11 protein-coding genes are annotated in these 12,089 nt (G+C 71.8%); 8 read left to right on the top strand and 3 right to left on the bottom strand.

What is annotated here, in order from left to right; all coding sequences use genetic code 11:
* Positions 1 to 7 precede the first annotated feature (7 nt).
* On the bottom strand, positions 8 to 265 hold the full coding sequence (locus AB0I91_RS38845) for a hypothetical protein (protein ID WP_498781014.1): 258 nt from the start codon (positions 263 to 265) through the stop codon (positions 8 to 10).
* On the opposite strand from AB0I91_RS38845, the gene AB0I91_RS38840 reads away from it, so the two are divergent.
* Positions 247 to 1,350 carry a pectate lyase family protein gene (locus tag AB0I91_RS38840; protein ID WP_498781015.1) on the top strand — a complete coding sequence of 368 codons (1,104 nt, stop codon included), beginning with the start codon at positions 247 to 249 and terminating at the stop codon, positions 1,348 to 1,350. The genes AB0I91_RS38845 and AB0I91_RS38840 overlap by 19 nt on opposite strands.
* Positions 1,351 to 1,423: 73 nt before the next feature.
* On the opposite strand, the gene AB0I91_RS38835 is transcribed toward AB0I91_RS38840, so the two are convergent.
* Both AB0I91_RS38835 and AB0I91_RS38830 read right to left on the bottom strand, forming a co-directional pair.
* The gene (locus AB0I91_RS38835; protein WP_499641313.1) at positions 1,424 to 2,875 is read right to left on the bottom strand and encodes an RICIN domain-containing protein; all 1,452 of its coding nucleotides are present in this window, start codon (positions 2,873 to 2,875) and stop codon (positions 1,424 to 1,426) included.
* A gap of 212 nt (positions 2,876 to 3,087) precedes the next feature.
* Positions 3,088 to 4,398 (bottom strand): RICIN domain-containing protein, encoded by a 1,311-nt coding sequence (locus AB0I91_RS38830; protein WP_499617671.1) that lies wholly within the window; start codon positions 4,396 to 4,398, stop codon positions 3,088 to 3,090.
* A 530-nt stretch (positions 4,399 to 4,928) separates the two neighbouring features.
* Here AB0I91_RS38830 and AB0I91_RS38825 point away from each other — a divergent pair.
* The 7 genes from AB0I91_RS38825 to AB0I91_RS38795 all read left to right on the top strand — a co-directional run bounded on the left by AB0I91_RS38825 (position 4,929) and on the right by AB0I91_RS38795 (position 12,084).
* Entirely contained in the window at positions 4,929 to 5,957 is a 1,029-nt protein-coding gene (locus AB0I91_RS38825; protein ID WP_498781020.1) for an outer membrane protein assembly factor BamB family protein, read from the top strand.
* Between the two features lie 250 nt (positions 5,958 to 6,207).
* Positions 6,208 to 6,654, top strand: coding sequence for a nitroreductase family deazaflavin-dependent oxidoreductase (locus AB0I91_RS38820; protein ID WP_499641311.1), 447 nt, complete (start codon positions 6,208 to 6,210; stop codon positions 6,652 to 6,654).
* Between the two features lie 358 nt (positions 6,655 to 7,012).
* Positions 7,013 to 9,304, top strand: a complete 2,292-nt coding sequence (gene mbhE / locus AB0I91_RS38815) for a hydrogen gas-evolving membrane-bound hydrogenase subunit E (RefSeq protein WP_499641309.1) — start codon at positions 7,013 to 7,015, stop codon at positions 9,302 to 9,304.
* On the top strand, positions 9,301 to 9,765 hold the full coding sequence (locus AB0I91_RS38810; protein WP_499617675.1) for an MnhB domain-containing protein: 465 nt from the start codon (positions 9,301 to 9,303) through the stop codon (positions 9,763 to 9,765). Before mbhE ends, AB0I91_RS38810 begins: the two co-directional genes overlap by 4 nt.
* Positions 9,762 to 10,193, top strand: coding sequence for a sodium:proton antiporter (locus AB0I91_RS38805; protein ID WP_498781026.1), 432 nt, complete (start codon positions 9,762 to 9,764; stop codon positions 10,191 to 10,193). The genes AB0I91_RS38810 and AB0I91_RS38805 overlap by 4 nt, the downstream gene beginning before the upstream one ends.
* Positions 10,193 to 11,575 carry a complex I subunit 5 family protein gene (locus AB0I91_RS38800; RefSeq protein ID WP_499641307.1) on the top strand — a complete coding sequence of 461 codons (1,383 nt, stop codon included), beginning with the start codon at positions 10,193 to 10,195 and terminating at the stop codon, positions 11,573 to 11,575. The genes AB0I91_RS38805 and AB0I91_RS38800 overlap by 1 nt, the downstream gene beginning before the upstream one ends.
* Entirely contained in the window at positions 11,572 to 12,084 is a 513-nt protein-coding gene (locus AB0I91_RS38795) for a Na+/H+ antiporter subunit E (RefSeq protein ID WP_498781028.1), read from the top strand. The genes AB0I91_RS38800 and AB0I91_RS38795 overlap by 4 nt, the downstream gene beginning before the upstream one ends.
* Positions 12,085 to 12,089: the final 5 nt, after the last annotated feature.

Below are 12,089 nucleotides of genomic sequence, written 5' to 3'. Positions count from 1 at the left end.
GTTCCATTCAGATCCGTGAATCGGCCGGACGTTCGCCGGGAAGTCGCGTCGTGCCCGCGTGGGCACGGCGCGTCCGGCGGTTCATGATCGTGAATTTTGTTGCCTGTCGCACGAGGTTGCGCAATGCTCGCCGGGAGCTTTCCGCAGGCTTGAGTTGCCACCGCTGATTTCGTCCGCCGCCGCGATCGGTGCTGCCGCCGCCGAGTGGGACCACGTCGTCCACCCTTCGAAGACGCAGGAGACGAAATGAAACGATCAGTCGCATGGCGGATCCCCGCGGTCGTGGCCGCGTTGGCCGTCGCGACCTCGACCAGCGTGGTGCTGGCGATGTCACCGGCGTCGGCGGCGGCCGGCGCCGCGACCGGCTACGCGTCCCAGAACGGCGGGACCACCGGCGGCCAGGGCGGGGCGACCGTGCGGGCCACCACCGGAACCCAGATCCACCAGGCGTTGTGCGGTCGGGCCAGCAGCTCCACGCCGATCGTCATCGAGGTCTCCGGGACGATCAACCACGGCAACACCGCCAAGGTCTCGGGCAGCAGCTGTGAGACCGCCGCGGGCGTGATCGAGCTCAAGCGGATCAGCAACGTGACGATCATCGGCGTCGGCAGTGGCGCGGTGTTCGACCAGTTGGGCATCCACATCCGCGAGTCCCGCAACATCATCATCCGCAACGTGACCGTGCGGAACGTCAAGAAGTCGGGCTCGCCCACGTCCAACGGCGGTGACGCCATCGGGATGGAGAGCAACGTCCGCAACGTCTGGGTCGACCACGTCAACCTGCTGGCGTCGGGTGGTGAGTCGGAGGGCTACGACGGCCTGTTCGACATGAAGAACAACACGCAGTACGTGACGTTGTCCTACAGCACCCTGCGCAACTCCGGTCGCGGCGGGCTGGTCGGGTCGAGCGAGAGCGACGTCTCGAACGGGTTCATCACCTACCACCACAACCTGTACGAGAACATCGACTCCCGGGCGCCTTTGCTGCGGGGCGGCGTCGCCCACATGTACAACAACCACTACGTGAGCCTGAACGAGTCGGGCATCAATTCCCGGGTCGGCGCCAAGGCCAAGGTGGACAACAACTACTTCAAGAACTCCCGTGACGTCCTCGGCACCTTCTACACCACCGAGGCCGGCTACTGGCAGGTCAGCGGCAACGTCTTCGACAACGTGACCTGGTCGGCGCCCAGCAGCGACCACAGGCCCGCCGGTCCCGACGTCAAGTCCACGACGACGGTCAACGTGCCCTACAGCTTCCGGCTCGACCAGGCCACCTGCGTGCCGAACGTCGTGAGCCGCACGGCGGGCGCCAACACCGGCCTGAAGGAGTCGGACGGCAGCTGCTAGCAGCGCGGTCGGACGGGCGCGTCCCCGGCGCCGAGCACGAGCTCGGCGCCGGGGCGCGAGGGCCGGGCCGCGGTCAGGCGGCCGTCCGGGACCACTGCTGGTTGGTGCCGGTGTTGCACGTGTACTGCTTGAGGATCACGCCGTCCGCGGTCGAGGCGCCCGGGACGTCCACGCACTTGCCGCTGTGCCGCGCGCGGAGCTGGAAGTAGTTGCCGTTGGCGACCATCTGGAACTGCTGGTTGGTGCCGCTGCCGCAGGTGTACTGGACGAGGTCGGCGCCGTCGGCGGTGGAGGCGCTCACCACGTCCAGGCACTTCCCGCTGTGGCGGCTGACGATGCGCCAGTAGCCGCTGCCGGCGTCCTGGAACTGCCACTGCTGCCACGCGTTGCCGCTGTAGGTGTACTGGCCGACGCGCGCGCCGTTGTCGGTGTTGGGCTGCTGGACGTCCATGGACTTGCCGCTGTGGCGTGCGGTGATCAGGTAGGACGTGGGCGGCGGAGTGGTGGTGTTGTCGCCCCAGCCGTAGCGGATCCGGTCGGCGCCGGAGGTGTTGCGGATGGTCAGGTTGAGGTCGGTGCCGCTGCCGCTCAGGGCGTACATCGAGTACCAGTCGTAACCGAGGTTGTCCTTGTACTTGCCACCGAGCGCGGGCCAGTAGGTGCCGCCCATCTGGTTGTCCCGCATGACCTGGGCCATGGCGCGGATGTGGCGCACGAAGTTGTCGCTGCTGTTCGCGTCGCCGTAGTTCAAGCCGGTGGACATCGGCGCGCCGAACTCGGTCGCGACCGCGCGGGAGGCGCAGTTGCCCAGCCGCGTCTGGATGTGGCTGCGGAAGGCGTCGTAGGTCATCGGGCTGTAGAAGAAGGCGTAGTGGTGGAAGGACAGCAGCGTCGAGTTGAAGCGGCTGTCGTTGCAGATGTCCCGCAGGTCCTGGCTGAAGCCGGTGCCGCCGATGAGCACCCGGCTCGGCGGTGCCGAGTAGTGGTAGCTGAGCCAGTTCGCCGCGACGTTGCGCCAGTCCGCCGACGAGTAGCCGTGCGGCTCGTTCATCGGCTCGAAGTAGACGTTGTTGTTCGAGCCGTAGGTGTTGGTCACGCTGGACCACATCGCGTTCCACGCGGCCAGGTTCGTGATCCTGCCGCCGGACGCGGCGCCGTCCTCCCAGTAGGCGAGGATGACCTTGAACCCGCGTTCGGTGGCGGCGTCGATGGCGCCGCGGTAGGCGTTCCACCAGGTCGTGTTGGCCACCGTGTGGGTGTTGATCGGCAGCCGGACGGTGTTGACGCCCATGGTCGCGGACATGTCGTCGTACAGGGCGTTGGCCTTGGCCCGCACGGTCGCGTTGCTGTCGGACTGGCTCAGGCCCTGCACGACGAGCGTGCCGGTGCTGAAGTTGTCACCCATCACCGCCCAGTTCATGCCGCGGAACTGGCTCGTGGCCGCACTGGCCGCCGGTGTGGTGACGACCAGGCCCGTCGCCGCGGTCAGCGTGGTCACCGCCAAGGCGACCAGCGACCGCCGCAACGACCGGGTGCTCCGGGATGGTCCTGACGAGTGGCCGTCAGACGCCATGGTCAATCTCATGAGATGTCCAATCACTAGAGCTGCTGCACGGCGGTCCGACAGGTGCGATGCCCATGCCGCGGGCGTCCCACCTGGGTCACTGGGGTTGCTGCGAGCCGCCGGGCGGGAACCACGCCCGGCGTTCGCGGTGTCGAGCGCCTTGCCGGTCCGGCTCAGACCTGGGTGCGGCTCCACTGCTGGTTGGCGCCGCTGCCACAGGTGAACTGCTGGATGTCGGCGCCGTCGCCGGTGCCGGAGGAGACGACGTCGAGGCACTTGCCGCTGTGCCGCGCGACGAGCCGGAAGTGGCTACCGGTGGCCTGCCACTGCCACTGCTGGTTGGCGCCGCTGCCGCAGGTGTACTGGATGATGTTCGCCCCGTCGGCGGTGGAGGCGCTCGGCACGTCCAGGCACTTGCCGCTGTTCTGGTTGACGATCCGGAAGTAGCCGCTGCCCGCGTCCTGGAACTGCCACTTCTGGTTCCCGCCGCCGTTCCAGGTCCACTGCTTGACCTCGGCGTTGTTCGCGGTGGACGCGGAGACGACGTCCATCACCTTGCCGCTGTTGAGGTTGGTCACGCGGTAGACCGGCGCCGCGCCGGGCACGTCGGCCACCGGCAGGATCGTGCCGTGGCGGCAACCGGGGCAGGTGATCTGGCTCAGGCCCGACCAGGAGTCCAGGTTCGAGCTGGTGGCCGTCCAGATGCCGCCGTTGGTGTACTTGTCGATCCAGATGCGCCAGGAGCCGTCGCTCATCCGCAACACGGCCGGACCCTCGTAGCCCGAGCTCCACAACTGGCCCCGGTTGCCCCACCCGGCGGTGAGGCTCGTGCTGGTCCAGTGCTCGATGTACTTGGAGGTCTCGTTCTTGGTGAAGGCGTGGTAGGTGCTGCCCGACTTCACCACGTAGGTGTCGATGTAGTTGTAGCCGAGGCCGCCCATCTGCACCGGCCCGCTCCACGAGGTGAGCGCGCTGTTCTGGGCGGTGAAGACGTACGGGCGGAAGCAGTTGGAGCACGTGGTCTGGGCGATGCTCACGATGATCCGCACGGTGCCGCCCTCGACGTAGAACTCGGGGGCCCACGTGAACCGCGTGTTGGCGACTCCGGAGTTGACGCTGGTCACGTGCGTCCAGTTGACCAGGTCCGGGCTGGAGGCGATGTTGAAGTGTGTTGAGTTCGTGGTCCACGACTGGACGGTGTGCGCGACGTAGTAGAGCCCGTTGTGCTGGATGATGCTCGGGTCGCGCAGCACGCCGGACGGGCCGCGGTAGTCGGTGTCGGCCAGCACGCTGAAGTTCGTGCCGTTGGCCGAGGAGTACACCCAGAGCTCCTGGTCGGCGGCGGCGTCACCCTTGAACGTCGTGTAGACGTAGCCGGGTGCTGCCTGTGCGGGCGCCGCGACGGCCACCGCCGTGGCGGCGACGGTGAGCGCCACGACGCTGAGTCGGGCCAGCAGGCGCCTGGCCCTCGGCTGTCTGGTCACGGATGATCTCCTCGCAGGTGGGGTGCGGGCGAACGTCGGCCTGGTGCGGGGCGACCGCCGGGCAGGGCGCTGTGGCTGCCGGTCGGGCTGTCGTGCGGCCGCGGTCAGCGGCGGGAGTCGCGCCGCCGCGCGGTGACCGGGCGACCTCGGGAACCCGAGGCCCGTGGCGGGTGCGCGCGGCACTGGGCGGTCGACATCGGCGTCTCCACTCGTGTGTCCGCCGACGTCGTCGGCGCAGGCGGCGGCTCGGCCCGGGATGCGGTGCGGTGGGCCTGTCGCGGAGGGCCCTGGTTGGCGGTGTGACGGGCGCCACCGTTCCGTGTGAACGCTAACAGGACCCTGCCTAGTCGCTCAAGAGTGAACTGTGGGTTACAGGAATCAACACGCCCAGGTGGTCGGGTGCCCGCCCGGGAGGCGTCGACGACCACGTGCGCCCGAACCCGCCGAGCGCGGTGACCCGGCCGTCGTGTCCACTGTGGATGGTGGGACGCGGAAACGGGTGGCGGGGCATCGGGGACGCGTGGTGGGCTGTGGGGGTGGTGGGGATCGGGTGGGAACGACCGCTGCACCAGGCCGGCTCTGGTGTCGACGTCGCCGTGGGCTCCGGCACGCTGGTCGTCCACGAGCGGAACACGAGGCTGGTCGGCCTCGACCCGGAGGACGGGTCCGTGCGGTGGGACGTCGCGACCGGCAGGTGGCTGCGGGCGATGTCCGTTGCCGGGCAACGTCTGCTGGTGCTGCCGCAGAGCACCGACGAGTTGGCGTGCCTGGACCTCGCCACCGGGCGGGACGTCTGGAGGGTCGGTCTGCGCCGGTGGACCGGGCACCTTGTGGTGGATGGCGACCTGGTGCTCGTGGGTGGCTGGCGCGGGTACACCCCGTTGCGGGCGGTGGACGTCGCCACGGGCCGGACCCTGTGGGAGGCGGAGCACGACGTGCGCACGGTGCGGCCGGCCGCGGGAGGCGGCGGGTTCCTGGTCGGTGAGCCCGGCGGTGCGCGGGTCCGGTTGATCGATCGACGCGACGGGCGGGAACTGCGCGCCTGGTCGTTGCCGCACCCGCTCGCAGACCACGACCATGAAGCGGCGTTCACGGCGGTCGGGGGTGATCGCTTCCTCGTCCGGTGCGGTGAGGACGCCGTGGTGCGGATCGAGCCGTCGACGGGGGCCGTGAGCGGACTGGTCCTGGCCGGGACCCCGCTGGTGGCCTCGGCGCCGCGGCACGTCGGTGGTCTGCTCTGGCTGGGGGAACGCGGGACCGGTTTCACCGTGGCAGATCCCCACGACGGTCGCGTGCTGTGGCGGATCGCGGTGCGGCCGGCCCCGTTCGGACAGGTCGTCGCCGACGACCGGGGACGTGGCGACGGGTTCGTGCTCGCCGACGCCGGCGGCTTCCTGGTGTTCGTCGACCCTCGCGGTCAGGTCGTCGAGCGGGTCGGGATCACCCGACGCATCCGTGCGTTGCGGCGCCTCGGTCCGGGTCGGGTGCTGGTGATCACGAAGGGGACGCTGCTCGCCGCCGCGCTCGGCGACGGCGCACGCCACGACGACCGGAGCTGATCACCTCCCGATCGGTCGCGGCTCGGCCGACTGCGGGTCTCCGTATAGGCCTTTCGGTTGAACGACCGCGTGATCCCGCGTGCGTGGGCTGCACCTTCGCCCGACCCGTCGTGGCCCGCTCCCCGGAAGGCCGGTGGAGAACGCCGTCGCCGACCTCTCATGATCGCTACCCTGGCCGAGCGGATCGACTGACGTGGATCTCCGCGCAGCGCTTCGCACCAGACTTCCGTTCCAGAGAGGACCGTTCTCCATGGCTGTCGCCGATGACCTCGACCGCGCCACCGACTCGCCAACGGACCTGATCGCCGAGCAGACGCGCAAGTACCTGGCCTCGGACGGCGCCGAGGGGCACGAGATGAACGGCGTCTACGTCCTCGTGCTCGCCACCACCGGTCGCAAGTCCGGCATCCCGCGTCGCACGTGCCTCATCTACGGCACGGTGGGCGAGGAGTTCGTCGTCGTCGCCTCCGACGGCGGTTCCGACCGGGACCCGTCGTGGTTCAGGAACCTCCAGGCGGACCCGAGCGTCGGGGTGCAGGTCGGCAGCCGTCGGTTCACCGCGCACGCCCGGGTCGCGTCCCCGACCGAGCGCGAGGCCCTCTGGGCCCGGATGACGAGCATGTTATCGCTGTACGAGGAGTACTCCCAGAAGACCGACCGGGAGTTCCCCGTCGTCGTGCTCACTCCTCAGGACTGACCCGCCGGCGCCCGCCCGGCTCCGGTCGGAGCGGTGGCGGGCGCGCAGGTGTCGTGCGGCCGGCCGGAGCGGGTCCGGTCGCACGATGGCACGGGCACGGGTCGTCCGCCATCGCGTCGGTCCGATCGGCCTACACGTTCGGGTGGACGTCGAGAGCCGGTCACGCACCGCCGGTGGTTCGGGCGACCCTCCACCTTGGACTTCCGGTGCGATCGGGTGCGCGTCGTGTCACCGGTTCGGTGGACACGGGGTGGCGTGACGACTGGTCACCCCACCCCGGCGGGCTTGCGACGTCTGCGGATCAGGTCGGCATCCCGTACGTTGCGGACGACTCGACTTCCAGCCGGAGGAGTTGCCCGTGGTCGTCGTTCGCGGTGGTCCGGGAACCCGCGGTGCGGGTGAGCGGCACCCCGGACCGGGCGCGGACCGGCTGGGCTGGCTGGCGTGCGCCGCGGCGGTCGCCGGGTTCCTGCTGTGCCTGCTCGGCGGGTTGGCCGGCGGTGGCGCGGTCTCGGTGCCCTGGGCGTCCAGCCTGGACCTGCGGCTGAGCTTCGCGCTCGACGGCCTCGCCGTGCTCTACGGCTTGCTGGCCACCGGTGTCGGCGCCCTCGTCTTCGCCTACGGCACCCGTTACCTGACCCTGCACCTGGAGCACCAGCGCCGCTCGGCGGTGGAGCGGTGGCGGTTCTGGCCGTGGATGGCGCTGTTCGCGGCGGCGATGGTGGGGCTGGCCACCGCGCAGGACCTCGTGCTGGTGTTCGTCTTCTTCGACCTGACCGCGGTGTGCTCGTACTTCCTCATCGGCTTCGACCGGTCCGAGCGGGCGGCGCGGACCGCGGCGTTGATGGCGTTGCTGGTCACGGTGGTCGCCGCGGTGGCGATGCTGGTCGCCGCGGTGCTGCTCTACTCGGTGCACGGGACGTTCTCGATCCCCGAGCTGCTGGCCCGCGCCGACTCCTCGGCGACCACGACGTCGGCGGCCGCGTTGCTGGCGGTGGCCGCGCTGGCCAAGAGCGCGCAGGTCCCGCTGCACTTCTGGCTGCCGCGGGCGATGGCGGCGCCGACGCCCGTGTCGGCCTACCTGCACTCGGCCGCGATGGTCGCGGCGGGCGTGCTGGTGATCGGGCGCGTGCACCCGCTGCTGGCCCGCAGCGAGCCGGTGCTGACCGGGCTCGTGGTCGTGGGCGCGGTGTCGGTGGTGGTGGGCGGGGTGTTGGCGCTGCGGCAGGACGTGCTCAAGCAGCTCCTCGCCTACTCCACCATCTCGCAGTACGGCTACCTGGTCATGTTGTACGGGATGGGCGGAGCCGAGGGCAACGGCGCGGCGGCGTTCTACGTGCTGGCGCACGCGGTGGCCAAGAGCGCCCTGTTCATGACCGCCGGGACGGTGACGATGACGACCGGCGAGGACCGGCTGTCCCGGCTGGGCGGGCTCGGGCGCCGGGCGCCGGTGCTGGCGGTGGCGGCCGGGGTGGCGGCGGCGACGCTGGCCGCGCTGCCGCTGACGATCGGGTTCTTCAAGGACGAGCTGCTCTACACCGCCGCGTTGCGGCACGGTCCGGTGACCGCGGTGGTGGCCGTCGTCGCGGCGACCCTGACGTTCGCCTACATCGGGCGGTTCTGGCTGGGGCTGTTCCTGGGGCCGCCGCGCGGGCAGGTCGGTCCGGCCTCCGGGCTGCTCGTCGCACCGGTCGTGATCCTGGCGGCGGTCGCGGTGTTCGGCGGCTTGGTCGTGGAGCCGTTCGCGCGGCTGGCCTCCGACGCGGCCGGCGTCTCGACCGGCGGACCGGTCACGATCGCACCCGGCTACCACTTCGACCTCCGGCCGGAGAACGTGATGGCGGTCGCCGCCTGGGTGCTGGGCGGGCTGCTGCTGGCCCTGCCGCGGGTGGTGGACCCGGTGGTGCGGGCGGTGGCCGCGGCGGGGGAGCGGTGGGGTCCCCGGCGGGCCTACGAGGCGACGTTGCACGCGTTGGACCGCGTGTCGGCCGCAGTGCACGACCGGGAGGTGAAGGACCTGCGCACCAGCATCGCCGCGGTGCTGGTGCCGGCCGGCCTCGTGGTCGGCCTCGCGTTCGCCGCCACTCCGACGACCGGCGCGTACGCGGTCGGCGTGGTGGCGGGCGCCGACTGGCTGATCCTCCCGTTGTTGGCGCTGGTCGTCATCGCGACCTTGGTGGTCGCCAGGGTCCGCTCGCGGCTGACCGTCGCGCTCGCCCTCGCCGTGGTCGGCTTCGCGCTGGCGGCGGTGTACGCGCTGGTCGGCGCCCCGGACGTGGCGCTGGTGGCCGTCGTGGTCGAGACCATGCTCACCCTGGTCTTCGTCGCGGCGCTGGCCCGGATGCCCGACGAGGGCCCGGTGCGGGACGCGGTCGTGCGGGTCCGCCCCCGGCGGCGCCGGCGGGACGGGCCGGCCGGTGTCGTCGCCGGGCTCGCCGTCTTCGCCTCGGTGTGGGGGTTCCTGTCCCAGCCCGCGCCGGACAGCGTCTCCGCCGAGCACGTCCGGCTCACCCCCGCCGCCCACGGCGGTGACGTCGTCACGGTGATCGTCGCCGACTTCCGCGGCCTGGACACGCTGGTCGAGATCACGGTGCTGCTGGTCGCGGTGGTCGGAGTGGCCACCCTGATGCGGCGCGGGAGGCTGTGGTGAGCGCGGACGGCGTGGACGCGCCGCCGGACTCGGTGGTCCGGGTCGTCGCCCGGCTGCTGCCCGGCCCCGGCCTGATGGTCGCCGCCGCCCTGATCGTCAAGGGGTACGCCGAGGTCGGCGACGGGTTCGCGGCCGGGGTGGTCGTCGCGCTGGCGATCGCGCTGATCTACGTGGCGTTCGGGGCCGAGGGCGCCGAGTCGGCCCTGCCGGCGCTGCGCCACGCGCCGAAGCTCGCGGTCGGCGGCCTGCTCCTGGCGCTCGCGAGCGGGTTCTTCCCCCTCGCGCTCGGCGAGCCGCCGGTGACCCACCGCCCCGGCCCGGGCGAGCACGTCACCAAGATCGGCGCGCTGGAGCTGTTCACCCCCCTGCTGCTCGACCTCGGGGTGTTCATGCTGGTCGTCGGCGTGCTGACGACGTTGGTGCACCAGCTCGCACGGCCGCTGGGGGAGGGGAAGCGGTGATCCTCGCCGTCGCCGTCGCCGCGGCCGTCCTGTTCGGCTCCGGCGCCTACCTGCTGCTCAAGCGCGACCTGATCCGCATGGTCGCGGGCATCATGCTGATCTCGCAGAGCGCCGTCGTCACGATCATCGCCGCCGGCTTGAGCCGCGGTCGGGCGGCGATCGCGGTGGTCCCCGGCGACGACGTCAGCGACCCGTTGCCGCAGGCGCTGGCGTTGACCGCGCTGGTCATCGGGCTCGCCACGGTGGCGCTGCTGCTCGCCCTGGTGCACCGGGCCATCGTGGTCTTCCGGACCGCCGAGCAGGACGAGCTGGCCGCGACCGAGGCCCGGCACGCGGCGGGCCTGGAGCGAGAGCGGCAGGCCGACCGCGAGGAGACCGAGGCCCTCCTGGCCGACGAGCTGCGGGCCGAGCGCGGGCGGGCCCGCTGATGCTGCTGTCGACCGTCCTCCTCGTGCCCTGGGTGTCGGGCGCCGTGCTCGTGGCGCTGGACGGGCGGCGGCGGGCGGTCGCCTGGCTCGCGGTCGCGTCGCTCGCGGTCACCCTCGCCGTGCTGGGCGTGCTCGCGGCGGACGTGTTCGCCGGGGGTGATCGGCAGGTCGTGACGGGCGGCTGGCCCGCGGGCGTGGGCATCGTGCTGCGCGCGGACGCCCTGGGTGTCGCCTTCGCGTTGCTGTCGGTGCTCGTCCTGGTGGCCGCGGCCGGGCACGAGGCGGCGGGCGGGGTGCGGTCGCGGACGTTCCCCGGCCTGGTCGTGCTGCTGGGCGCCGGGTTGACCGGACTGTTCGTCACGGCCGACGTGTTCTCCTTCTACGTCTTCTTCGAGCTCGCGATGACCGCCTCGTACGCGCTCAGCGCCTACGGTGGCAAGCGGCGCCAGCTGCGGGCGGCGCTGGTGTTCACCGCGGTCAACCTGCTGGGCTCGTTCACCTTCCTGCTGTCCGTGGCGGGCGCCTACCGGGTGACCGGCGCGCTGGCGATGGACCAGGTGGCCGCCCGGATGCTCGCGGTCAACCCCAACGCGGCGGTCCTGATCGCGACCGGGTTCTTCATCGCGTTCAGCGTGAAGCTCGGCCTGTTCCCCTTCCACTTCTGGCTGCCCACCGTCTACGCCGGCGCCCGCCCCGCGGTCGCTGCCGTCCTCAGCGGCGCCGTGGCGAACATCGGCGCCTACGGCCTGCTGCGCTTCGGCGCCGACCTGTTCCCCGAGCAGTTGCGGCTCGCCGGCGTCGCGCTCGTCGTCCTGGGCGCCGCCTCGATCGTCTACGGCGGGGTGCTGGCGGTCGCCCGCGGCGACGCCGCCGAGACGCTGGCCTACTCCGCGATCGGGCAGGTCGGGTACGTGCTGGTCGCCCTCGGCGTCGGCGGGCCCGTCGGGCTGATGGCCGCCGTGCTCTACAGCGTGATCAACTCGCTGAACAAGGCGCTGTTGTTCCTGGCCTCGGGGGTGCGGGGCGCGGTGGTCGCGGCGGCGTTCGCGGTCGGAGCGCTCAGCGTGGCGGGCGTGCCGCCGGCGGCGGGGTTCATCGGCAAGCTGGAGCTGTTCCGCACCGGGATCGCGGCCGGCAGCGTCGCCCTCGTCGTGCTGCTCCTGGTGGGCAGCGCCCTCTCCCTCGTCTACATGTTCCAGGTGTACCAGCGCCGGTTCTGGCGTCCCGACCCGCGGGCGACGGGTGCGGCGAGCCCACTGCCCCAGCGGCTGTTCACGGCGGCCTTGGCGTTGCTGGTGCTCGCCGCCGGGCTGTGGCCCGAGCCGCTGCTCCTGCTCAGCGGCCAGGCGGTCGACGCCCTGCTGGCCGGGGACACCGAATGACCACGGAGGTCGCCATGATCAGCCTGCTGCTGCGCGTCGTCGCGCTCACCTCGGTCTACCTGCTGGCGTTGACGAGCCTGCGGCCCGGGGACGTCCTCATCGGACTCCTCCTGTCCACCTCGCTCGTCGTCGTGGCCGGGCGGGTCCGCCCGAACGGGCCGCCGCGGACCCCGCTCGCGGAGCTGGGCCGCCGGCTCGCGGGGGTGCCGGCGTTGATCGGCGGGACGCTGGTCGACCTGGTGGTCGGCACCTGGCAGACCGCCGTCACCCTCGTCCGCCGGGGTTCGACCGCCCCCGGGCTCGTCGAGGTACCCATACCCCGCACCGGGCCCGTGCCGGCCGCGGCCTGGGCGGTGCGGGTCGGCTTCGTGCCGGACACCGTGGTGGTCGAGGTCGACGAGGAGCGGGGGCGGATGCTGCTGCACGTGCTCGACGCACGGGACCCCGAGGCCGTGGTCGCCGCCCAGCTCGACTCCTACCGGCGGCGCCAGCGCCGCGTCTTCCCCTGACCGCC

The sequence above is a fragment of the Actinosynnema sp. NPDC049800 genome, from assembly GCF_040656635.1.
GTDB lineage: Bacteria > Actinomycetota > Actinomycetes > Mycobacteriales > Pseudonocardiaceae > Actinosynnema.
This window is presented reverse-complemented; position numbering and strand designations above follow the sequence as displayed.

What these genes read in the sequence shown, in the direction of transcription:
- AB0I91_RS38840 (WP_498781015.1), top strand. Translation starts at nt 247, where the DNA reads ATGAAACGATCAGTCGCATGGCGGATCCCCGCGGTCGTGGCCGCGTTG.
- AB0I91_RS38845 (WP_498781014.1), bottom strand. Translation starts at nt 265, where the DNA reads ATGCGACTGATCGTTTCATTTCGTCTCCTGCGTCTTCGAAGGGTGGAC.
- AB0I91_RS38820 (WP_499641311.1), top strand. Translation starts at nt 6,208, where the DNA reads ATGGCTGTCGCCGATGACCTCGACCGCGCCACCGACTCGCCAACGGAC.
- AB0I91_RS38800 (WP_499641307.1), top strand. Translation starts at nt 10,193, where the DNA reads ATGCTGCTGTCGACCGTCCTCCTCGTGCCCTGGGTGTCGGGCGCCGTG.
- AB0I91_RS38795 (WP_498781028.1), top strand. Translation starts at nt 11,572, where the DNA reads ATGACCACGGAGGTCGCCATGATCAGCCTGCTGCTGCGCGTCGTCGCG.